Raw genomic sequence first — 25,738 nt, 5'->3', positions numbered from 1 at the left:
TCACCGAGAACCGCGAAGAGACGAGTCGTTCCGGAGATCACGGGAAGCTGATTCCGGGAATTCGAGATCACAGTCGAATCCTTTCCTTGCCGTTTTCGCGTGGCTTTTGATCGGGGCCAATTACCTTGGCGTTCCCTCGCATTGAGTCACAGACCCCTACCCTGGCACGCACCCGGGCGGCAACACAGGGACTTCTTAGGGGGGTTGATAGTGGATCCGAACGGCGGCGGAAATGTGACGCTGGTGGCTCCGCTGCAGAAGTCTTTCACTCGACGAGAGGTGTCCGCCATGCTGCGAACCGAATTGATCCGGCCGGTGCCCGAGCTGCTGAGGGCGAACGCCGATCGCTTCGGGGCCAAGGTCGCGTACCGCGATGCGCGGCGGAGTGTGAGCCATGCCGAACTGGAGGCCCGCACTCGAAGGCTCGCCGGTCACCTGGCCGGCCTGCGACTCCAGCCGGGCGACCGGGCCGCGATCCTGCACGGCAACAGCGTGGAGTTCGTCGAGAGCTATCTCGCGATCACCCGCGCGGCGGCCATCGGCGTCCCCCTCAACCCGCGCCTCACCGAGGCCGAACTCTCCTACCTCCTCGACGACAGCGGCGCCCGTGTCCTCATCACCGAACCCGCGCAGCTCGAGGTCGTGTCCCGGCTCGTGCAGGACCGGCCGCAGGTGAAGGTCGTCGTCACCGGGGACGAGGGCATACCCGTCGGCGCGCCCGCCGGCACCGTCCACTTCGAGACCCTCGCCGAGACCGAGCCCGCCGAGCCCGCCCGCGACGACCTCGGGCTCGACGACGTCGCCTGGATGCTCTACACCTCCGGCACCACCGGCAAGCCCAAGGGCGTGCTGTCCACCCAGCGCAACTGCCTCACCTCGGTGGCCGCCTGCTACGCCCCCATCCCCGGCCTCACCCACGAGGACCGGGTCGTCTGGCCGCTGCCGCTGTTCCACAGCCTCGCCCACATCGTCTGCGTGCTGACCGTGACGGCCGTCGGCGCCACCGCCCGGATCGTCGACGGCTTCTCCGCCGGGGAGATCCTGGACGCCGTACGCGAGGAGAAGGCCACCTTCCTCGCCGGGGTGCCGACGATGTACCACTACCTGGTGCAGGCCGCGCGCGAGCGCGGGTTCACCGCCCCCGAGCTGCGGATGTGCCTGGTCGGCGGCGCCATCACCACCGCCGAGCTGCGCCGCGCCTTCGAGGAGACCTTCGGCGCGCCCCTCCTCGACGCCTACGGCTCCACCGAGACCTGCGGCTCCATCACCATCAACTGGCCCACCGGCGCCCGCGTCGAGGGCTCCTGCGGCCTGCCCGTGCCCGGCCTCGACGTGCGCCTCGTCGACCCGGAGACCGGCGAGGACGTGCCCGTGGGGCAGGAGGGCGAGGTCTGGGTCAAGGGCGCCAGCGTGATGGTCGGCTACCACAACCAGCCCGAGGCCACCGCCGAAGCGTTCCGGGACGGCTGGTTCCGCACCGGCGACCTCGCCCGCCGCGACGAGCAGGGCTACTTCACCGTCACCGGCCGCATCAAGGAACTCATCATCCGCGGCGGCGAGAACATCCACCCCGGCGAGGTCGAGGAAGTGCTGCGGACCGTGCCCGGCGTCGCCGACGTCGCCGTCGCGGGCCGCCCCCACGACGTGCTCGGCGAGGTCCCGGTCGCCTTCCTGGTGCCGGGGCCGCAAGGGCCGGACCTGGAGCGGCTGTTCGAGGCGTGCCGGGAGAACCTGGCGTACTACAAGGTCCCCGAGGAGGTGTACGAGGTCGACCGCATCCCGCGCACCGCCTCCGGCAAGATCATGCGCCATGTGCTGCCGGCCCGCCCGGCCCGGCTGCGCGCCTCCGGCGACGGCCGCTACGCCTCCCTGTTCCGCACCGACTGGCTGCCGCTGCCCTCCGTGCCCGCCCCGCCGGCCGCCCCCGCCCGGTGGGCGCTCGCCGGCGACATCTACGGCACCGGACTCGCCGCCGCCCTGGAGGAGCTGGGCCACACCGTCGACACTCACCTCTCGCTCGGCGGTCTCGCCGCGCTCGCCGACGTCGACGCCACCTGCGGGATCGACGCCCTCGACGCGCTCACCGAGGAACTCGCGGGCGGCGCCGACGCGCCCGACGTCGCGGTGCTGCTGCTCGGCGACGACACCCACGGCACCGGGGCGGCCCGCCGCGCCGAGGCCGCCGAGGCGCTGGTCGCCCGGCTCACCGAGACCCTGGACGGCTGGCTCGCCGAGCCGCGCACCGCCGACGTCCCGCTGGTCCTCGCCACCCGCGACGCCGTCGCCACCGGGCCCGACGACGCCCTCGACGGGCTCGCGCACGCCGCGGTCTGGGGCCTGGCCCGCACCTACCAGTCGGCCCACCCCGACCGGTTCCTGATCGTCGACCTCGGCGCCGACGAGGAGGCCGACGAGGCCCGCCTCGCCGCCGCCCTCACCCTCGCCGTCGCCGCCCGCGAGCCGCAGACCGCCGTCCGCGACGGCGTCGTCCTGCGCCCCCGCCTGGTCCGCGCCACGGCCGCCACCCACGGTGCCGCAGCCGCCACCCACGGTGCCGCAGCCGGCACCCACGGCGCCGGAGCCGCCCACGGTGCGGGAGCCGGCCACGGTGCCGGAACGGCCTCCCGCGGCGCCCGCCCCACCGCCCCCGACACCACCGGCACCGTCCTCGTCACCGGCGCCGACGGCGTCGCCGCCGAGCACCTCACCCGCCACCTCGTCGCCGTGTACCGGGCGCGCCGGGTGCTGCTGGTCAGCCGGGGCGGACGCAAGGACGCCGCCGCCGTCGCCCTGCGCGACGACCTGGCCCGCGCGGGCGTCGAGGTCCGCCTGGAGGCCGCCGACGTCGCCGACCGCAAGTCCCTCGCCAAGCTCTTCCCGAAGGCCCCCGCCCCGGTCACCGCGATCGTGCACACCGCGGGCCGCCAGGACCTGGACACCGAGCGCGGCCGTCGGCTCGCCGTGCAGGGCGCCCTCGCCCTGCACGACTTCACCAAGAACTCCACCCTCGCCACGTTCGTCGTCGTACCCTCCGCGGACGGCCTGCTGGGCACCCCGGGCCACGGCCCCGCCGCCGCTGCCGCCGCTGCCGCCGCGGCCGTCGACGCCCTCGCCGGCCACCGCCACGCCCTCGGCCTGCCCGCGCTGTCCTTCGCGCTCGGCCCCTGGGACGGCACGGCCGACACCGCCGCCGGGCCCGCCCCGGCCGGCACCGGCACGCTCAGTGTCCAGGAGGCGCTGGCGATGTTCGACGCCGCGCACACCGTCGCCCAGCCGCAGCTGACCGCCGTACGCCTCGACCCGCTCGCCGCCGGGCCGGTGCCCGCGCTGTTCGCGGACGTCGTCGACACCCCGGCGAGCACGGCCGCGGCCCCCGACGACGACTCCACCGCCGCGCTGCGGGCGCGCCTGGCCGACCTGCCCGAGGCCGAACAGGACCGGGTGCTGCTGGAGCTGGTCGCCACCCAGGTCCGCGCCATCACCGGCCTGGACTCCTTCGACCCGGGCCGCAGCTTCAAGGAGCTGGGCTTCACCTCGGCCACCGCCGTCGAACTGCGCAACCGCCTCACCGAGGACTCCGGACTCCACCTGCCGGTCACCCTCGCCTTCGACCACCCCAAGCCGACCGCGGTCGCCGCCTACCTGCGGGGCCGCCTCATCGGCTCACCGGCCGACGACACCCCCGCCGACCTGCCCGAACTCGCCGTCTCCGACGAGCCGATCGCGATCGTCGCCATGGGCTGCCGGCTGCCCGGCGGCGCGGTCACCCCCGAGGAGCTGTGGCGGCTCGTCGCGAACGGCACCGACGCCATCAGCGAGTTCCCCGACAACCGCGGCTGGGACCTGGACGGCCTCTACCACCCCGACCCCGACCACCCCGGCACCTCCTACACCCGGCACGGCGGATTCCTGCCGCAGATCGCCGACTTCGACGCCGCCTTCTTCGGGATCTCACCGCGCGAGGCCGTCGCGATGGACCCGCAGCAGCGGCTCCTGCTGGAGACCTCCTGGGAGACCTTCGAACGGGCCGGGATCGACCCGACCTCGCTGGGCGGCTCGCACATCGGCGTCTTCAGCGGCCTGATGCACCACGACTACGGCAGCAACATCCACCAGGTCCCCGAGGGCACCGAGGGCTACCTCGGCATCGGCATCGCCGGCAGCGTCGCCTCCGGCCGCGTCTCCTACACCCTCGGCCTCGAAGGCCCCGCCCTCACCGTCGACACCGCCTGCTCGTCCTCCCTCGTCGCCCTGCACCTCGCCGTGCAGGCGCTGCGCGGCGGCGAGTGCTCCATGGCCCTCGCGGGCGGCGCGGCCCTGATGCCCACCCCCGGCGTCTTCGTCGAGTTCTCCCGCCAGCGCGGCCTCGCCGTCGACGGCCGCGCCAAGGCCTTCTCCGCCTCCGCCGACGGCACCGCCTGGTCCGAGGGCGTCGCCGTCGTCCTCCTGGAGCGCCTGTCGGACGCCCGCCGCAACGGGCACCCCGTGCTCGCCGTCGTCCGCGGCTCCGCCGTCAACCAGGACGGCGCGTCCAACGGGCTGACCGCCCCCAACGGCCCCTCGCAGGAACGGGTGATCCGCCAGGCCCTGGCCAGCGCCCGGCTGACCCCGGCCGACGTGGACACCGTGGAGGCCCACGGCACGGGCACCACCCTCGGCGACCCGATCGAGGCGCAGGCGCTGCTCGCGACGTACGGCCGCAACCGGCCGACGGACCGGCCCCTCTGGCTCGGTTCTCTGAAGTCGAACATCGGGCACGCGCAGGCCGCCGCCGGTGTCGCGGGTGTCATCAAGATGGTGATGGCGCTGCGCAACGAGGAGCTGCCGAAGACGCTGCACGTCGACGAGCCGAGCCCCAAGGTCGACTGGTCGGCGGGCGCGGTGGAACTGCTGACCGAGGCCCGGCCCTGGCCCAAGGAGGACGGCCGGGCCCGCCGGGCCGGTGTCTCGTCCTTCGGCGTGAGCGGCACCAACGCCCACGTCGTCATCGAGGAAGCCCCGGCCGCCGAGGAAACCGCCCCCGAGCGGCCCGAGTTCACGGCTCCCGTGCCGCTGGTGGTGTCCGGCCGCTCCGAGCAGGCCCTGCGCGCCCAGGCCGCCCGCCTCGCCGACCACCTGGACGACCGCACGGCCGGAGAGCCGGCCGAACTGCTCGACGTCGCCCACTCGCTGCTCACCGCACGCGCCGCCCTGGAGCACCGCGCCGCCGTCGTCGCCGAGGACCTGCCCGAGGCCGTCGCCGGACTGCGCCGGATCGCCGACGGCGAGGGCGGCACGGTCGCCGCCGACGGCCGCCTGGCCGTGCTGTTCACCGGCCAGGGCGCCCAGCGGATCGGCATGGGCCGCGAGCTGTACGACACGTATCCCGTCTTCGCGGAGGCCTTCGACACGGTCGTGGCCGAGCTGGACCGGCATCTGCCCAGGCCGCTCAAGGACGTGATCTTCGAGGACGCGGAGGAGCTGAACCGGACGGAGTTCACCCAGCCGGCGCTGTTCGCGATCGAGGTCGCTCTCTACCGCCTCGCCGAGTCGTGGGGCGTCCGGCCGGACTTCGTCGCCGGTCACTCCATCGGTGAGCTGGCCGCCGCCCATGTGGCCGGCGTGTGGAGCCTCGCCGACGCCGCCCGCCTGGTCGCCGCGCGCGGCAGTCTGATGCAGGCGCTGCCGTCCGGGGGCGCGATGATCGCCGTACAGGCGACGGAGTCCGAGGTGCTGCCGCTGCTGACCGACGAGGTCGGCATCGCCGCCATCAACGGGCCGACGTCGGTGGTGGTTTCGGGTGAGGAGGCTGCCGCCGAGGCGGTTGCCGCGGTCTTCGAGGCGCAGGGCCGTAAGACCAAGCGCCTGACGGTCAGCCACGCCTTCCACTCGCTGCTGATGGACCCGATGCTGGAGGAGTTCCGGCAGATCGCCGCGGGGCTCACCTACAACACTCCGCGCATCGGTGTCGTCTCCAACGTCACGGGCAAGCCGGCGACCGCCGAGGAGCTGACCTCCCCGGACTACTGGGTGCGGCACGTGCGTGACGCCGTCCGGTTCGCCGACGGGGTGGGCACGCTGCACGAACTCGGTGTGACCACCTTCCTGGAGGCGGGTCCCGACGGGGTCCTCACCGCCCTCGCGCAGGGCTGCCTCCCGGACGCCGAGGGCACCGCGTTCGTCACGCTGCTGCGCGGCGGTGTCCCCGAGCCCCGGGCCGCGACGACCGCGCTCGGCCGGCTGTTCGAGCACGGGGTGGCTCTGGACCGGGAGAACGTGTTCGCCGGTACGGACGCCTGCCGGGTCGAGCTGCCCACCTACGCCTTCCAGCGCGAGCGCTACTGGCTGGAGGACGCGGGCGGCGCGGCCGACGTCTCCGGTGCCGGGCTCGCCGGAGCCGGGCATCCGCTGCTCGGCGCGGTGACCCCGCTGCCGGACTCCGGCGGCGCGCTGGCCACCGGTCTGCTGTCGCTGCGCACCCACCCGTGGCTGGCCGACCACGCCGTCGCGGGCACCGTCCTGGTGCCGGGCGCCGCGCTGATCGAGCTGGTCGTGCGGGCCGGTGACGAGGTCGGCGCCGGCACCGTCGAGGAACTGGTCATCGAGGCCCCGCTGGTCCTGCCGGAGAAGAGCGGCGTCCGCGTCCAGGTCGTCGTCGGCGGCGCCGAGGACGGGCGGCGCACGGTCAGCCTGTACTCCACCCCGCAGGACGCCGGAGCGGAGACCCCGTGGACCCGGCACGTCACCGGCACCCTCACCGAGCACACCGGGGAGGCGGACTTCGACTTCACCGCCTGGCCGCCCGCGCAGGCCGAGAGGATCGACCTGGACGGCTTCTACGAGGGCCGGGCCGCCGCCGGGCTCGAGTACGGGCCCGTCTTCCAGGGCGTACGGCAGGTCTGGCGGCGCGGCGACGAGGTGTTCGCGGAGATCGCGCTGCCCGAGGAGTCGGCCGCCGACGCCGCCCGGTTCGGGCTGCACCCGGCGCTGCTGGACGCGGCCCTGCAGTCGAGCACGTTCTGCCCCGGCCAGGAGGCCGACGCCGAGCAGACCCGGCTGCCGTTCGCCTGGAACGAGGTCGCCCTGTACGCCTCCGGCGCCGCCGCCCTGCGGGTCCGCGCGGTCCCGGCGGGCTCCGACGGGGTCTCCCTGGAGTTGGCCGACGCCTCCGGCGCGCCCGTCGCGGCCATCGGCTCGATGGTGCTGCGCCCGGTCGCCGCGGACCAGCTCGGCGCCGCCCGCACACCGGTCCACGACGCGCTGTTCCTGGTCGACTGGACGCCGGTCGCGACGGATGCGGCCGAGCAGGCCGAGACCGGCGACGTCATCGCCGACTTCACCGAGCCGGCCGCCGTCGCCGAAGGTCCCGTCGCCGAAGGCCCCATCGCCGAAGGCCCCGTCACCGAGGGCCCCGTCACCGAGGGCCCCGCCGTCGCCCTCAACCTGACCGCCCGGGTCCTCGCCGCCCTCCAGAGCAACCTGGCAGAGCACGACAACCGGATCGTCGTCCTCACCCGTGACCCGCTGACCGACCCGGCCGCCTCGGCGGTGTGGGGTCTGCTGCGCTCCGCCCAGTCCGAGAACCCCGAGCGGATCGCCGTGGTCGCGCTCGACGACGAGCCCGCCTCCCGCGCCGCCCTGCCCGCCGCCCTCGCCACCGGCGAGCCGCAGCTGGCGATCCGCGCGGGCCGGATCACCGCGCCCCGCCTCGCCCGCGCGACGGCCTCCGACGCGCTGGCCGTGCCCGCCGGCACCGACGCCTGGCACCTGGACGTGACCGCCACCGGCACCCTGGAGAACCTGGCGCTGCTGCCCAGCCCCGAGCTGGGCGAACCGCTCGCCGAGGGCCAGGTGCGGATCGCCGTCCGCGCCGCCGGGCTCAACTTCCGCGACGTGCTGATCGCGCTCGGGATGTACCCGGGCAAGGCGCACTTCGGCGGCGAGGGCGCGGGCGTGGTCCTGGAGACCGGCCCCGGGGTGACCTCGCTCAGGCCCGGCGACCGGGTGATGGGTCTGCTCCGCGACGGCTTCGGCCCGCAGGCCCTGGCCGACCACCGCCACCTCGTGCGGATGCCCGCCGGGTGGACGTACGAGCAGGCCGCGAGCGTCCCGATCGTCTTCACCACCGCCTACTACGGCCTGTTCGACCGGGCCGGTCTGAGCGCGGGCGAGTCGGTGCTGGTGCACGCCGCCGCCGGCGGTGTCGGCATGGCCGCCGTCCAGCTCGCCCGGCACGCGGGCGCCGAGGTCTTCGGCACCGCCAGCCCCGGCAAGTGGGACGCGCTGCGCGCGAACGGCCTCGACGAGCGGCACATCGGCAACTCCCGCGACCTCGCCTTCAAGGAGCGGTTCCTGGAGGTCACCGAGGGCCGTGGCGTGGACGTCGTCCTCGACGCGCTCGCCCACGAGTTCGTGGACGCCTCCCTCGACCTGCTGCCGCGCGGCGGACGCTTCCTGGAGATGGGCAAGACCGACATCCGCGACGCCGACGAGGTCGCCGCCGCCCACCCCGGCGTCGCCTACCAGGCGTTCGACCTGGTGGAGGCCGGCCCGGACCGGGTGCAGGAGATCCTGACCGACCTGGTCGAGCTGTTCGAGCGGGGCGCGCTCGCCCCGCTGCCCGTCAAGGCGTGGGACGTCCGCAAGGCCCCCGAGGCGTTCCGGTACGTCAGCCAGGCCCGGCACATCGGCAAGGTCGTCCTCACCGTGCCGCGCCCGCTCGACCCGGAGGGCACCGTCCTGCTCACCGGCGGCACCGGCACCCTGGGCCGCCTGGTCGCCCGGCACCTGGTCATCGAGCACGGCCTGCGGCGCCTGGTGCTGACCAGCCGGCGCGGCAGGGCGGCCGAGGGCGCCGACGAACTCCTCGCCGAACTGGCCGAGTTGGGCGCCGAGGCCCGTATCGAGGCCTGCGACGCCTCGGACCGTACGGCGCTGCGGGCGCTGCTGGAGTCGATCGAGCACCCGCTGACCGCGGTCGTCCACACGGCCGGCGTCCTCGACGACGGCGTGATCTCCGCGCTCACCCCCGAGCGGCTGGCGAAGGTCTTCCAGCCCAAGGTGGACGCGGCGTGGAACCTGCACGAGCTGACGAAGGACCTGGACGACCTCGCGGCCTTCGTCGTCTACTCGTCCGCCTCCGGCGTCTTCGGCAACCCCGGCCAGGGCAACTACGCCGCCGCCAACGGCTACCTCGACGGCCTCGCCCGGCACCGCCGCGCGCTCGGCCTGCCCGGCACCTCGCTGGCCTGGGGGTTCTGGTCCGAGACCAGCACCATGACCGAGAACCTGGACGGCGCCGCCCTCCAGCGCAACAAGCGCGACGGCATGCTCGGCATCACCGCCGAGATCGGCAATGCCCTCTTCGACGCGGGACTGCGCTCGCCCGAGGCCGCGCTGGTCCCGGCCCGCCTCGACCTCGCCGGCCTCCAGGCCCGCGCGGCGGGCGACCCGGTGCCGCTGCTGCTGCGCGGCCTGGTCCGCCAGACCCGGCAGGCCGCCAGGGCGGCGGCCGCGTCCACCGGTTCGCTCGCCCAGGAACTGGCCGCCCTCTCCGCCGAGGAGCAGGAGCAGCACCTCCTCGACCTGGTCCGCGCCCAGGCCGCGACCGTCCTCGGCCACTCCGCCGCCCACACCATCGACGGCGAGAAGGCCTTCAAGGACGCCGGCTTCGACTCGCTGACCTCGGTCGAGCTGCGCAACCGGCTCTCCGCCGCCACCGGCGTGCGGCTCTCGGCGACCGTGGTCTTCGACTACCCGACCCCGGCCGTCCTGGCCCGGCACATCCGCGCCGAGCTGGGCATCGACGCCGGTGCCGAGGAGCAGCCCGCCACGGCGGTCGCCACCACCCGCCGGCGCACCGCGGGCACCGACGAGCCGATCGCGATCGTCGCCATGGGCTGCCGCTTCCCCGGCGGCGTCACCAGCCCCGAGCAGCTCTGGCGGCTGGTCGCCGACGGCGTCGACGTCATGGGCGGCTTCCCCGACAACCGCGGCTGGGACCTGGACACCCTGTTCGACCCGGACCCGGACGCCATCGACAAGTCGTACGTCGACCGGGGCGCGTTCCTGCACGACGTCGGCGAGTTCGACGCGGGCTTCTTCGGGATCTCTCCGCGCGAGGCACTGGCGATGGACCCGCAGCAGCGGCTCCTGCTCGAAGTCACCTGGGAGACCCTGGAACGGGCCGGCATCGACCCGGCCGCCCTGCGCGGCACCGACACCGGTGTCTTCACCGGCATCATCAGCCACGACTACACCGTCCGCCTCCAGCAGGCCCCCGGCGAACTCCAGGGTCTGCGCCTGACCGGCACCGCGGGCAGCGTCGCCTCCGGCCGCGTCTCCTACACCCTCGGTCTCGAAGGCCCGTCGCTCAGCGTCGACACCGCCTGCTCCTCGTCCCTCGTGGCCATGCACATGGCCGTGCAGGCGCTGCGCGGCGGCGAGTGCTCGATGGCGCTGGCGAGCGGGGCGATGGTGATGGCCACCCCGGACACCTTCATCGAGTTCTCCCGGCAGCGGGGCCTCGCCAAGGACGGCCGGGTCAAGGCGTTCTCCGCCGGCGCGGACGGCACCGCCTGGTCCGAGGGCGTCGGCGTCCTCCTCCTGGAGCGGCTGTCGGACGCCCGCCGCAACGGGCACCAGGTGCTCGCGGTGGTGCGGGGCACGGCCGTCAACCAGGACGGCGCCTCCAACGGCCTGACCGCGCCCAACGGGCCCTCCCAGCAGCGCGTCATCAAGCAGGCCCTCGCCAACGCCGGCCTCACCCCGGCCGACGTGGACGCCGTCGAGGCCCACGGCACCGGCACCGCCCTCGGCGACCCGATCGAGGCCCAGGCGCTCCTCGCCACCTACGGCCGGGACCGCGACGACCGCGACCCGCTGTGGCTGGGCTCGGTGAAGTCGAACATCGGCCACGCGCAGGGCGCCGCGGGCGTGGCCAGCGTGATCAAGATGGTGATGGCGCTGCGCAACGAGGAACTGCCGAAGACCCTGCACGTCGACGAGCCGACCCCGAAGGTCGACTGGTCCGAGGGAGCCGTCGAGCTGCTGACCGAGGCCCGCCCCTGGCCCCGCCAGGACGGACACGCGCGCCGCGCGGGCATCTCCTCCTTCGGCGTGAGCGGCACCAACGCCCACGTCGTCATCGAGGAGGCCCCGTCCGCCAAGGAACTGCCCGCGCAGCGCGGGGAGTTCACCGGACCACTGCCCCTGGTGGTGTCCGCGCGATCGGTCCAGGCCCTCAAGGCCCAGGCCGACCGGCTGGCCGACCACCTCGCCGAGGACCCGGCGGCCGACCTGCTGGACGTGGCCTGGTCGCTCGTCGACAGCCGGGCCGCCCTGGAACACCGGACCGTGGTGGTCGCCGTCGACCGCGAGGAGGCCGTCACCGGCCTGCGCGCCCTCGCCGCCGCCGACACCGGCGCGACGACCGTCGACGGCCGCCTGGCGGTCCTGTTCACCGGCCAGGGCGCCCAGCGGATCGGCATGGGCCGCGAGCTGTACGACACCTACCCCGTGTTCGCGGAGGCGTATGACGCGGTGGTGGCGGAGCTGGACCGGCATCTGCCGAAGCCTCTGAAGGAGGTGGACGCGGAGGAGCTGAACCGGACGGAGTTCACCCAGCCGGCGCTGTTCGCGATCGAGGTCGCTCTCTACCGCCTCGCCGAGTCGTGGGGCGTCAAGCCGGACTTCGTGGCCGGTCACTCGATCGGTGAGCTGGCCGCCGCGCATGTGGCGGGGGTGTGGAGTCTGGAGGACGCGGCCAGGCTGGTGGCGGCGCGTGGCCGGCTGATGCAGGCGCTGCCGTCCGGGGGCGCGATGATCGCCGTGCAGGCGACGGAGTCCGAGGTGCTGCCGTTGCTGACCGACGAGGTCGGCATCGCCGCCATCAACGGGCCGACATCGGTGGTGGTTTCGGGTGAGGAGGCTGCCGCCGAGGCGGTTGCCGCGGTCTTCGAGGCGCAGGGCCGTAAGACCAAGCGCCTGACGGTCAGCCATGCCTTCCACTCGCTGCTGATGGACCCGATGCTGGAGGAGTTCCGGCAGATCGCCGCCGGGCTGACGTACAACACCCCCCGTATCGGTGTCGTCTCGAACGTGACCGGCAAGCTGGCCACGGCCGAGGAGCTGACCTCCCCGGACTACTGGGTGCGGCACGTGCGTGACGCCGTCCGGTTCGCCGACGGGGTGGGCACGCTGCACGAACTCGGTGTGACCACCTTCCTGGAGGCGGGTCCCGACGGGGTCCTCACCGCCCTCGCCCAGGAGATCCTGGACGGTGCCGACATCCGGCTCGCCACGCTGCTGCGGCGCGGCCGGGACGAGGCGGAGACGCTGCTGTCGGCGCTCGGCACGGTGTACGCGGCCGGCCGCGCGGTGGACTGGAAGGCGCTGTTCGACGGCGCCGGCGCGCGCCGGGTGGAGCTGCCGACGTACGCCTTCCAGCGCGAGTGGTACTGGCCGCAGGTCTGGGGCGGAACCGGTGACGCCGCCTCCCTCGGGCTCACCGGCGCCGACCACCCGCTGGTCGGGGCGTGGGTGGCGCTGCCCGAGTCGGGCGGGGTGCTGGCGACCGGACTGCTGTCGGCGCGCACCCAGCCGTGGCTCGCCGACCATGTCGTCGGCGGCACGGTCCTGGTGCCCGGCGCGGCCCTGGTCGAGCTGGTGGTGCGGGCCGGTGACGAGGCCGGCAGCAGCGCGGTCGAGGAACTGGTCATCGAGGCTCCGCTGGTCCTGCCCGAGAAGGGCGGGGTCCGCATCCAGGTGTCGGTGGGCGCGCTCGACGAGCTGGGCCGGCGCGCGGTCGCCGTCCACTCCGCGCCGCAGGACGCCGGCCCGGAGGCCGCGTGGACGCGGCACGTCAGCGGCTTCCTCGGCGAGCAGACGCGGGACGCCGGGTTCGACTTCGGCAGCTGGCCGCCCGCCCAGGCCGAACCCGTCGACCTGGACGGCTTCTACGACCGTCAGCTCGCCGCCGGATACGGCTACGGCCCCGCCTTCCAGGGCGTCCAGGCCGTGTGGACCAGGGGCGACGAGGTGTACGCCGAGGTCGTACTGCCCGAGGGCCAGTCCCCGGACGGCTTCGGCATCCACCCGGCGCTGCTCGACGCGGCCCTCCAGACGACCAGCTTCCTGGGCGCCACGGAGGACGGCGTGACGAAGCTGCCGTTCGCCTGGAACCAGGTCGCCCTGTACGCGTCCGGCGCCTCCGCCCTCCGCGTCCGCGCGGTCCGGTCCGGCGGCGACGGTCTCGCGCTCGACCTCGCCGACCACACCGGCGCCCCGGTGGCCGCGATCGGCACGCTGGCCATGCGGGAGATCTCCGCCGACCAGCTCGGCGTGGCGGCCGACCCGGCCCACGACGCCCTGTACCGCGTCGACTGGACCCCGGTGATGCTGCCGACGCGGACCACGCCGACACCGGTCGAGGTCGCCGACGCGTCCGCCGTCCGGGCGCTGGCCGAGTCCGCGTCGGTGCCGGAGACGCTGGTCCTGGACGTCTCGGACACGGGCCGCGACGGCACGGCCGCCCACGAGGCGGTCGCCCGGACGCTGGCCGTGCTCCAGGCCTGGCTCGGCGAGCCCCGCTTCGACGGCTCCCGGCTCGCGGTCCGCACCGGCGGCGCCGTGCGGGACGTGACCGACCCGGCCGGTACCGCGGTGTGGGGTCTGGTGCGCACCGCCCAGTCGGAGAACCCGGGCCGGATCGTCCTCGTCGACACCGACGAGGCGTCCGCCGCGCTGCTGCCGGCCGCCCTCGCCACCGGCGAGCCGCAGCTGGCGCTGCGCGACGGCGAGGCCACCGCGCCGCGCCTGGCCCGCGAGACGCCCGCCTCCGCCACCGGCCTCGACCCCGAGGGCACGGTGCTGATCACCGGCGGCACGGGCACCCTGGGCTCCCTCCTGGCCCGCCACCTCGTCACCGAGCACGGCGTACGGCACCTGCTGCTCACCAGCCGCCGGGGTCCGGCGGCGGAGGGTGCGGCCGAACTCCGCTCGGAATTGGCCGAGTTGGGCGCCGAGGCCCGTATCGAGGCCTGCGACGCCGCGGACCGTACGGCCCTGGAGACGCTGCTCGCGTCCGTCGAGCACCCGCTGACGGCGGTCGTCCACACGGCCGGTGTCCTCGACGACGGCGTGATCACGGCGCTCACCCCCGAGCGGCTGGCCACGGTGCTGCGGCCCAAGGTGGACGCGGCGTGGAACCTGCACGAGCTGACCCAGGACCTGGACCTCGCCGCCTTCGTGCTCTACTCCTCGGCCGCCGGCGTCCTCGGCAACCCGGGCCAGGGCAACTACGCCGCCGCCAACGCCTTCCTCGACGGTCTCGCGACGCTGCGCCGGGACGCCGGACTGCCCGGCACCGCGCTCGCCTGGGGCCTGTGGGCCGAGGCGACCGGCATGACCGCCCACCTCGACGGCGACGACCGCGACCGCGGCAAGCGCGGCGGGATGCTCGGCCTGCCCGGCACGGAGGGCCTGGCCCTGTTCGACGCCGCGCTGGGCTCCGCCGAGGCCCTGCTCGTGCCCGCCAAGCTCGACCTCGCCGCACTGCGCGGCCAGGCCGCGGGCGGCGGCACCGTCCCGCCGATCCTGCACGGACTGGTCCGGCCCCCGGCCCGCCGCAGCGCCAAGTCGGCGGCGGCACCGGTGGGCGAGACCCTCGCCCAGCGGCTCGCCGGCCGCACCCCGCAGGAGCAGCGCCGGCTGCTGCTCGACGTGGTGCGGGTGCAGGTCGCCGGGGTGCTCGGGGTGGCCAACCCGGCCACGATCGACACCGGCCGGGCCTTCAAGGACGCGGGCTTCGACTCGCTCACCGCGGTCGAGTTCCGCAACCGGCTCACCGAGGCCACCGGCGTCCGGCTGCCCGCCACCCTCGTCTTCGACCACCCGACCCCCACGGCACTCGTCGAGCTGCTGCTCGAAGAACTGGAGCCGGAGATGGAGCAGACCGACGACGGACTCTCCGTCCTCACCGAACTCGACCGCCTGGAGCGGGCCATGTCCGCCCGCCCCGCCGGCGCCGCCGACGACCTGGTCGCCCAGGCCCACCTGGTCGCCCAGCGGCTGAAGGCGCTCACCGCGCAGTGGGAGAGCCGGCACCCCGCCCCGCAGGAGACGGAGCAGGACCAGGTCGACCTGGACACCGCCTCCGACGACGAGATGTTCGCCCTCCTCGACAACGAGCTCGGTCTGTCCTGAGCGGACGACGACACCGATTCTTCGAAAGGACACAGAGGCAGACATGAGCAACAGCACCGGAAACCCGGCGGGTTCCGCGAGCGGCCCCGGAACCACCGAGGAAAAGCTCCGCGGGTACCTGAAGAAGGCCCTCACCGACCTGCGCCGCGCCAACGGCCGGGTCCGCGAGATCGAGGACGAGCGGCACGAGCCGATCGCGATCGTCGCCATGGGATGCAGGCTGCCCGGCGGCGTCACCGGCCCCGACGACCTGTGGCGGCTGGTCGCGAACGGCACCGACGCCATCTCCGAGTTCCCCGACAACCGCGGCTGGGACCTCGACACCCTCTTCGACGACGACCCCGACCACACCGGCACCTCCTACGCCCGGCACGGCGGATTCCTGCACGACGCGGGTGAGTTCGACGCCGCCTTCTTCGGGATCTCCCCGCGCGAGGCCCTGGCGATGAACCCGCAGCAGCGGATCCTCCTGGAGACCTCCTGGGAGACCTTCGAGCGGGCCGGTATCGACCCGACCTCGCTGGGCGGTCAGAGCATCGGCATCTTCACCGGCGTCATGTACCACGACTACGCCCCCACCGGACGGCACATCCCGCCGGCCGTCGAGGGCATGCTGGGCATCGGCAACTCCGGCAGCGCGACGGCGGGCCGCGTCTCCTACACCCTCGGCCTCGAGGGCCCCGCGGTGACCGTGGAGACGGCCTGCTCGTCCTCGCTCGTCGCCATCCACCTCGCCGCCCAGTCCCTGCGCAACGGCGAGTGCACCATGGCCCTCGCCGGCGGTGTCGCCGTCATGGCCACCCCGGACGGCTTCGTCGAGTTCTCCCGCCAGCGGGGCCTCGCCAAGGACGGCCGCGCCAAGGCCTTCGCCGCCTCCGCCGACGGCACCAACTGGTCCGAGGGCGCCGGACTGCTCCTCCTGGAGCGGCTGTCGGACGCCCGCCGCAACGGCCACCCGGTGCTCGCCGTCGTCCGCGGCTCCGCCGTGAACCAGGACGGCGCGTCCAACGGCCTCACCGCCCCCAACGGCCCCTCCCAGCAGCGCGTCATCAAGGCCGCCCTCGCCGGCGCCCGGCTCACCCCGGCCGACGTGGACACCGTGGAGGCCCACGGCACGGGCACCACCCTCGGCGACCCGATCGAGGCCCAGGCCGTCATCGCGACGTACGGCCGCAACCGGCCCGAGGACCGCCCCCTCTGGCTCGGCTCGCTGAAGTCGAACATCGGGCACGCCCAGGCCGCCGCCGGAGTCGCGGGCGTCATCAAGATGGTGATGGCGCTGCGCAACGAGGAGCTGCCGAAGACCCTCCACATCGACGAGCCGACGCCGAAGGTCGACTGGTCGGCGGGCGCGGTGGAGCTGCTGACGGAGGCCCGTCCCTGGCCGCAGGAGGAAGGGCGGGCCCGCCGCGCGGGCATCTCCTCCTTCGGCGTGAGCGGCACCAACGCCCACGTCGTCATCGAGGAGGCCCCGCCCGCCGAGGTAACGCCCGACGAGCGGCCCACGGTCACCGGCCCGCTGCCGATCGCCGTCTCCGGCCGCTCGGCACGCGCCCTGCGCGCCCAGGCGGCCCGCCTGGCCGACCATCTCACCGAGGACCCGGCGGCCGACCTGCGGGACGTGGCCTGGTCGCTGCTCACCGCCCGCGCCGCCCTCGAACACCGGGCGGTCGTGGCCGCCGCCGACCGCGACGAGGCCGTCACCGGCCTGCGCGCCCTCGCGGAGGGCCGGGACACCTCCTCCGCCGCGGGCGGCGGCCGGCTGGCGGTCCTGTTCACCGGCCAGGGCTCGCAACGGTTCGGCATGGGCCGGGAGTTGTACGACACGTATCCCGTCTTCGCGGAGGCGTATGACGCGGTGGTGGCGGAGCTGGACCGGCATCTGCGGAAGCCTCTGAAGGAGGTGGACGCGGAGGAGTTGAACCGGACGGAGTTCACTCAGCCGGCGTTGTTCGCGATCGAGGTGGCTCTCTACCGCCTTGCGGAGTCGTGGGGTGTGAAGCCGGACTTCGTCGCCGGTCACTCGATCGGTGAGCTGGCTGCCGCGCATGTGGCGGGGGTGTGGAGCCTGGAGGACGCGGCCAGGCTGGTGGCGGCGCGGGGCCGGCTGATGCAGGCCCTTCCCGCCGGGGGCGCGATGATCGCCGTGCAGGCGACGGAGTCCGAGGTGCTGCCGTTGCTGACCGAGGAGGTCGGTATCGCTGCCATCAACGGGCCGACGTCGGTGGTGGTTTCGGGTGAGGAGGCCGCCGCCGAGGCGGTTGCGGCCGTCTTCGAGGCGCAGGGCCGTAAGACCAAGCGCCTGACGGTCAGCCATGCCTTCCACTCCCTGCTGATGGACCCGATGCTGGACGACTTCCGGCAGATCGCCGCCGGGCTGACGTACAACACCCCCCGTATCGGCGTCGTCTCAAACGTCACCGGCAAGCTCGCGACCGCCGACGAGCTGACCTCACCGGACTACTGGGTGCGGCACGTCCGCCAGGCTGTCCGCTTCGCCGATGCGATACCCGCGCTCCAGGAGCAGGGCGTCACCGGGTTCCTCGAACTGGGCCCGGGCGGGGTGCTCACCGCGATGGGGCAGGAGTGCGTGACGGAGGACGCGGAGGCGCTGTTCGTGCCGTTCCTGCGGTCGGGTGTCGCCGAGCCGCACAGCGCGGTGGCGGCCCTCGGCCGGCTGTACGCCGCCGGGCTGCCGGCCGAGCCGGGCGCGCTGGCCGCGGGCGGGCGCCGGGTGGAGCTGCCGACGTACGCCTTCCAGCGCGACTGGTACTGGCTGCGCCCGCTGGAGACCCGCTCCGACGCGGCCTCGCTGGGTCTGACCGCCGCCGAGCACGCCGTCCTGGGCGCCTCGGTGGAGCTGCCGGACTCGGGCGGGGTGCTGGCCACCGGGGTGCTGTCGGTGCGGACGCACCCGTGGCTCGCCGACCACGCCGTCGGCGGCACCCTGCTGGTGCCGGGCGCCGCGCTGATCGAGCTGGTCGTGCGGGCCGGTGACGAGGCCGGGGCCGGTGCGGTCGACGAACTCGTCATGGAGGCGCCGCTGGTGCTGACCGAGCGGCAGGGCGTCCGTGTCCAGGTCGTCGTCGGCGGCCCGGCGGCGGACGGACGGCGGCCGGTCAGCCTGTACGCCACCCCGCAGGACGCCAGCCCGGAGACCCCGTGGACCCGGCACGTCAGCGGCTTCCTCAGCGAGCAGCCGCAGCCCCCGGCGTTCGACCTCTCCGTCTGGCCGCCCGCGCAGGCCGAACCGGTCGACCTGGACGGCTTCTACGAGGGCAAGGCCGCGGCGGGTTACGGCTACGGCCCCGCCTTCCAGGGCGTACGGCGGGTCTGGCGGCGCGGCGAGGAGCTGTACGCTGAGGTCGAGCTGCCCGAGGGCCAGTCCCCGGAGGGCTTCGGCATCCACCCGGCGCTGCTCGACGCCGCCCTGCAGGCGACCGGTTTCCTCGGCGGGACGGACGGGGAGACCCGGCTGCCGTTCGCCTGGAACCAGGTCGCCCTGTACGCCTCCGGCGCCTCCGCCCTGCGCCTGCGGGCGGTCCCGGCGGACGGCGACGGCATCACCCTGGAGCTGGCCGACCACACCGGCGCCCCGGTCGCCGCCGTCGGCGGCCTGGTGACCCGGCCGCTCTCCCCGGACGCCTTCGCGCAGGGCCGCGTCCTCGCCCAGGACGCGCTGTTCCGCGTCGAGCGGATCCCCGTCACGGTTCCGTCCGACGCCCCGTCCTTCGCCGAACTCGCAGCCGGTGCCGGGGAGTTCGTTGCGGCGGTGCGGGCCGGTGCCGAGGTGCCCGCCGTCGTGATCGCCGACCTCACCCGCGCGGAGGCCGCCGAGGGCCCGGAGCGGGCGCGTGAACTCGCCGCCCGCGCCCTGGACCTGGTGCAGACGTGGTCCGCCGTCCCCGAACTGGCGTCCGCGCGGCTCGTGCTGCGCACCCGCGGCGCCGTCGCCGGTGTCACCGACCCGGCCGCCGCGTCCGTGTGGGGTCTGGTGCGGTCCGCGCAGTCCGAGAATCCCGGGCAGTACGTCCTCGTCGACGCCGACGACAAGGCGACACCCGCCGAGATCGCCGCCGCGGCGGCCGGAACGGACGAACCCCAGCTGGTCGTCCGGGACTCGGCGGTCACCGCACTCCGCCTGACCCGCGCCGACGCCTCCCCGGCGGGCGACCTCACCGGCCTCGACCCCGAGGGCACGGTGCTGATCACCGGCGGCACGGGCACCCTGGGCTCCCTCCTGGCCCGCCACCTGGTCACCGAGCACGGCGTACGGCACCTGCTGCTGACCAGCCGCCGGGGCGCGGCGGCGGAAGGTGCCACCGAACTCCGCGCCGAACTGGCCGAGTCGGGCGCCGAGGTGCGGATCGAGGCGTGCGACGCGGCCGACCGTACGGCGCTGGAGGCGCTGCTGGCGTCCGTCGAGCACCCGCTGACGGCGGTCGTCCACACGGCCGGTGTCCTCGACGACGGAGTCGTCTCCGCGCTCACCCCCGAGCGGCTGGACACGGTCTTCCGCCCGAAGGTCGACGCGGCCTGGAACCTGCACGAGCTGACGCGGGACCTGAACCTGTCCGCGTTCGTGCTGTACTCCTCCATCGCCGGCACGGTCGGCAGCGCCGGCCAGGGCAACTACGCCGCCGCCAACGCCTTCCTCGACGCGCTCGCCGAGCGGCGCCGCGGCGAGGGGCTGCCCGCCGTCTCCCTCGCCTGGGGAGTCTGGGAGCAGGACGGCGGGATGCAGGACTCCCTCGCCCGCAGCGACCGGGAGCGGATGGCCCGCAGCGGGATGCGCCCGCTGACCGGCGCCGACGGCATGGCCGTCTTCGACGCCGCGCTGCACGGCCCGGAGGCGGTCCTGGTCGCCGCCCGGTTCGACTTCCCGGCCCTGCGCGGCCGTACGTCCCAGGCGGCCACGCCCGCCCTGCTGCGCGGTCTGGTGCGTCCGGCCCGCCGGGCGGCGCAGGCCGCGTCCGCCCCGGCCGCCGCCGAGTCGTTCGCGGAGCGGCTGGCCGCGCTGCCCGCCGAGGAGCGCCGGCAGGCCCTGCTGGAGCTGGTCGGCGAACAGGCCGCCGCGGTCCTCGGACTGGCGGGCGCGGACCAGGTGGAGGACGACCAGGCCTTCAAGGACCTGGGCTTCGACTCGCTGACCGCGGTCGAACTGCGCAACCAGCTCGCCGCCCGCACCGGCGTCCGGCTGCCGGTGACGCTCGTCTTCGACCACCCGACACCGGCCGCGCTGGCCCGGCGCCTCGACGAGGAACTGGCCCCGGCGCCCGCCCCGCAGGCCGAGGAAGCCCCTGCGACGGAGGCGGCGGAAGACGACCTGATCGCCGGCATGGACGTGGAGAGCCTCGTCGCCCGTGCCCTCAGCGGTGCGACCAACTGATTCGGTCTCGGACCGGGAGAGAAGATCATGACTGTTTCCGACGAAAAGCTCGTCGAGGCCCTGCGCGCCTCCCTCACCGAGAACGAGCGGCTGAAGCGGGAGAACGAGCGGATCACCGCCGCCGCCCAGGAACCCATCGCGATCGTGGGCATGTCCTGCCGGCTGCCCGGCGGGATCGGCTCGCCCGAGGAGCTGTGGTCGCTGGTGGCCGGCGGACGCGACGCCGTCTCCGGCTTCCCCACCGACCGCGGCTGGGACCTGGACAACCTCTACCACCCGGAGCCCGGCCACCCCGGCACCACCTATGTGAAGGAGGCCGGGGTCCTGCACGGCGCCGGTGCCTTCGACGCGGGCTTCTTCGGCCTCTCCGACCGGGAGGCCCTGGGCACCGACCCGCAGCAGCGGATCCTGCTGGAGCTGGTCTGGGAGGCGTTCGAGCGCGCCGGGATCGACCCGCACACCGTGCGCGGCAGCGACACGGGCGTCTTCGCGGGCCTCATGTACCACGACTACGCCAACGGGGTGCGCAAGCTGCCCGAGGGCGTCGACAGCTTCCTCGGCCTCGGCAAGTCCGGCAGCGTGCTGTCCGGCCGGGTCTCCTACCTGTACGACCTGACCGGGCCGTCCGTGACGGTCGACACGGCCTGCTCGTCCTCCCTCGTCACCCTGCACATGGCCGTGCAGGCGCTGCGCGGCGGCGAGTGCTCGATGGCGCTCGCGGGCGGTGTCGCGGTGATGGCCACGCCGGACGCCTACGTAGGGTTCGCCGCCCAGCGCGCGCTCGCCCCCGACGGACGTATCAAGGCGTTCTCGTCGTCCGCCGACGGCACCAACTGGGCCGAGGGCGCGGGCGTCCTGGTCCTGGAGCGGCTGTCGGACGCGCGCCGCAACGGCCACCGGGTGCTCGCGGTGGTGCGCGGCTCCGCCGTCAACCAGGACGGCGCGTCCAACGGGCTGACCGCGCCCAACGGCCCCTCGCAGGAACGCGTCATCAAGGCCGCTCTGGCCAGTGCCCGGCTGACCCCGGCCGACGTGGACACCGTGGAGGCCCACGGCACGGGCACCACCCTCGGCGACCCGATCGAGGCGCAGGCGCTGCTCGCGACGTACGGCCGCGACCGGCCGAAGGACCGGCCGCTGTGGCTGGGCTCGCTGAAGTCGAACATCGGGCACGCGCAGGCCGCCGCCGGTGTCGCGGGTGTCATCAAGATGGTGATGGCGCTGCGCAACGAGCAGCTGCCGAAGACGCTGCACGTCGAGGAGCCGACGCCGAAGGTCGACTGGTCGGCGGGTGCGGTGGAGCTGCTGACCGAGGCGCGGCCGTGGCCGCGTGAGGAGGGCCGTCCGCGCCGGGCCGGGGTCTCCTCGTTCGGCATCAGCGGCACCAACGCGCACGTCCTGATCGAGGAGGCCGACCCCGCGGACGAGGCCCCGGCCGAGCCCGCGACCGGCACCGGCCGCCCCGTCGCCTGGGTGCTGTCGGCCAAGTCCGCCGAGGCGCTGCGTGCCCAGGCCGCCCGCCTGGACGCCTTCCTCGCCGACGCGGGCGACGACGTCACCCCGTACGCCGTCGGCCGCTCCCTGGCGCTGACCCGCACCGCCTTCGACGAGCGGGCCGTGGTCGTCGGCGCCGGCCGGGACGCGCTGCGCGAGAAGGTCCGCGCCCTCGCCGACGGCGACGCCTCGGCGCCCGGCGTCGCGCGCGGCAGCCGTACGAAGGGACGGTCGGCGGTGCTGTTCACCGGGCAGGGTTCGCAACGGCCCGGCATGTGGCGGGAGTTGTACGACACCTTCCCCGTGTTCGCGGAGGCCTTCGACGCGGTGGTGGCGGAGCTGGACCGGCATCTGCCGAAGCCGCTGAAGGAGGTGGACGCGGACGAGCTGAACCGCACCGAGTTCACCCAGCCCGCCCTCTTCGCCGTCGAGGTGGCCCTCTACCGCCTCTACGAGGCGTGGGGCGTGCGCCCGCAGGCCCTCGCCGGGCACTCGGTCGGCGAGCTGGTCGCCGCGCACGTGGCGGGGGTGTGGAGCCTGGAGGACGCGGCGCGTCTGGTGGCGGCCCGGGGCCGGCTGATGCAGGCCCTGCCGGCCGGTGGCGCCATGGTCGCCGTGCAGGCCACCGAGGAGGAGGTGCTGCCGCTGCTCACCGACGGCGTCGGTATCGCCGCCGTCAACGGGCCGAAGTCCGTGGTGGTGTCCGGCGTCGAGGCGGAGGCCGAGGCGATCGGCGAGCGGCTGCGCGCCCAGGGCCGCCGCGTGAAGCGGCTCACCGTCAGCCACGCCTTCCACTCGCCGCTGATGGACCCGATGCTGGACGAGTTCCGGAAGGTCGCCGCCGGCCTCGCCTACCAGCCGCCGCGCCTGCCGGTCGTCTCCAACGTCACCGGCAGGATCGCCACACCGGCCGAGCTGACCACCCCCGACTACTGGGTGCGGCACGTCCGCGCCGCCGTCCGGTTCGCCGACGGCGTGCGCGCCCTGCACGACCACGGCACCACCACCTTCCTCGAGGTCGGCCCCGGCGCGGTGCTCTCCGCGCTCGGACCCGCCTGCCTGGGCGACGCCGCCGACGGTGTCGCCTTCATCCCCGCCCAGCGCGTCGACGCCCCCGACGCGCACACCGCGCTGGCCGCGGCGGGCGGGCTGTTCACCCGGGGCGTCCCCATCGACTGGACGGCGCTGTTCCCCGAGGAGGCGCGTCGGGTGGAGCTCCCGACGTACGCCTTCCAGCGCCGCGACTACTGGCTGGAGGCCGGCACCGTCATGACCGAAACCATCACCGCCGTCGAGGAAGCGACCGAGACGACCACGCCCGGCGCCGAGCCCGAGGAGGCGGCGCTGGCGGAGACCCGGCGGCGCCTGCTGGAGCGGCTGGCCGGACTGAACGCGGCCGAACAGACCGACGCCCTGATCGAACTGATCACCGCGGAGGCCGAGATCGCCCGCACCCAGCAGAACCCGGACGAGACCTTCGACGACGAACTCGACGGCGACAGCCCCTTCTTCGAGGTCGGCTTCAACTCCCTCAGCGCCGTCGAACTGCGCAACCGGCTCGTCGAGGCCACCGGCATCTCCCTGAGCCCCATGCTGCTGTTCGACTACCCGACCCCGGCCTACGTCGCCGAGTACCTGGTCGAGCAGCTCGCGGCCGAGACCGCGAACGGGGGTGCCTGAGATGACGCAGCCGCGCACCCACGCGGACGTCCTGATCGTCGGCTACGGGCCGGTCGGCCAGCTCCTCTCGCTGCTGCTGGCCGACCGGGGCCGCACCGTCACCGTCGTCGAACGCTGGCCGCAGGCCTACCCGATGCCGCGGGCCGTCGCCTTCGACGGCGAGGGCGCCCGCACCCTGTCCGCCGCCGGCATCGGCGGACTCGTCGACCGGATCGGCGAACCCTCCGGCGAGTACCTGTGGCAGAACGCCGACGGCCAGGTGCTGCTGCACATCGACGGCTCGGAGCGCAAACTCGCCGGCTGGCCGGAGTCCACCTCGATGTACCAGCCCGCGCTGGAAGCCGAGATGGAGGCGCGCGGCGCCCGGCTGGACAACATCACCGTGCACCGCGGCCACGAGGTCACCGCCCTCACCGAGGACGGCCACACCGTCGAGGTGACCGCCGTCGACCGGGACGGCAACGCCCGGCTGTTCACCGCGTCCTGGGTGGTCGGCTGCGACGGCGCCAACAGCTTCGTCCGCCGCGCCCTCGGCGCCGATCTGTCCGACCTCGGCTTCTCCCACGACTGGCTGGTCTGCGACGTCGTCCACCACGACGGCCGCACCTTCGAGCCCAACAACCTCCAGATCTGCGACCCGGCCCGGCCGCGCACCTCGGTCTCGGCCGGACCCGGCAACCGCCGCTACGAGTTCATGCGGGTCGCGGGCGAGACCATCGAGGGCCTGAACACCCCCGAGGCGTCCTGGGAACTGCTGAAGCTGTTCGACGCCACCCCCGAGAACTCCACGCTGCGCCGCCACCACGTGTACACCTTCAAGGCGGGCTACGCCGACCGCTGGCACGGCGGCCGGCTGGTGCTCGCGGGTGACGCCGCCCACCTCATGCCGCCGTTCGCCGGGCAGGGCATGTCCTCCGGGTTCCGGGACGCGGGCGCGCTCGCCTGGCGGCTGGACGCGCTGCTGTCCGGGGTGGCCGGGCCGCAGGTCCTCGACGACTACCAGGAGGAGCGCCGCACCCACGTCAAGTGGGCCATCACCATGTCGGTCAACCTCGGCCGGATCATCTGCCAGACCGACCCCAAGGCCGCCGCCGACCGCGACCTGGTGATGAAGGCCGCAGCCGAACGCGCCGCCGCCCGCGGCGAGACCCAGCAGCGCTCCCCGCTCCAGCCGCTCGCCAAGGGCTTCCTGAACCGCGCGGCGAACGGCAGGCCCGCCCGCCCGGCCGGCTCGCTCTCCCCGCAGGCCCGGGTCGCCCGGGGCGCGCGGACCGCGCTGTTCGACGATGGCGTCGGCCTCGGTTTCGTCCTGCTCACCGCCGAGGACCCGGCCGTCCTGCTCGGCGACGGCGAACGGGAGGTGCTGGACCGGCTCGGCGCGCACACCGTCCGCGTGCTGCCCGCCGGCACCGACCCGGAGACCGCCGGCCCGGGCGAGGTCGTCGACGTGGACGACGTCTACCTGCCGTACCTCACCGCAGCCGGCGCGACCACCGTGCTGATCCGGCCCGACTACTACGTCTACGGCGCCGCCACCGGCCCCGACGACGTACGCGCCCTGATCCACGAGGCGCACTCCGCGCTCACGGCCCCCCTGGCGGCGGCGACCGCCTGAGCCCCGAGACTCCCGAAACTCCGAAGGGAGGCGAGTCCGGCCGCCGAGCCCGGAGCGAGACACCCGGAGCGAGACGCCGGAGTGAGACAACCGGTGTGAGACGCCGGAGTGAGACACCCGGTGTCAGACGCCGGAGTGAGACACCCGGAACCGGAAGCCCGCGCAGACACCCTGCGCGGGCTTCCCGCATGTCCGCCCGTCCGCCCGTCCGCCCGTCCGCGTGACCGCGTGACCGCGTGTCTGCATGTCCGCGTGCCCGTATGTCCCCTTCTGTCCGTGGCGCGTTCCGTTCCGTCGCGAGCCGTCCTCGAGCGGTTCTCGAGCGGTCGTCGAACGCCCGGCGTCAGCCTCCCCGTGCGCCCCGGGCGCCCGGCCGA

Annotated in this window: 3 protein-coding genes and 1 pseudogene; all 4 read left to right on the top strand. The window is 74.6% G+C overall.

The genetic code is table 11. From position 1 onward, the window contains the following. Positions 1-288 precede the first annotated feature (288 nt). The 4 genes and pseudogenes from ACIG0D_RS27740 (at position 289) to ACIG0D_RS27725 (ending at position 25,361) form a co-directional block, all read left to right on the top strand. A complete protein-coding gene (locus ACIG0D_RS27740; RefSeq protein WP_399806055.1) occupies positions 289-15,183 on the top strand; it encodes an SDR family NAD(P)-dependent oxidoreductase in 14,895 nt (4,964 codons plus the stop codon). A 16-nt stretch (positions 15,184-15,199) separates the two neighbouring features. Beyond that, positions 15,200-20,572, top strand: a complete 5,373-nt coding sequence (locus ACIG0D_RS27735; protein WP_399806103.1) for a type I polyketide synthase — start codon at positions 15,200-15,202, stop codon at positions 20,570-20,572. 72 nt (positions 20,573-20,644) lie between these two features. Further along, a pseudogene (locus tag ACIG0D_RS27730) lies at positions 20,645-23,746 on the top strand (type I polyketide synthase); the annotation flags it as partial. Between the two features lies 1 nt (position 23,747). Beyond that, entirely contained in the window at positions 23,748-25,361 is a 1,614-nt protein-coding gene (locus tag ACIG0D_RS27725) for a bifunctional 3-(3-hydroxy-phenyl)propionate/3-hydroxycinnamic acid hydroxylase (RefSeq protein WP_399806053.1), read from the top strand. Positions 25,362-25,738 lie beyond the last annotated feature (377 nt).

Source organism: Streptomyces sp. NPDC052773 (assembly GCF_044547145.1).
Taxonomy (GTDB): Bacteria; Actinomycetota; Actinomycetes; order Streptomycetales; family Streptomycetaceae; genus Streptomyces.
The sequence above is the reverse complement of the archived record's forward strand: the minus strand, read 5'-3'. Positions and strand labels throughout refer to the sequence as shown.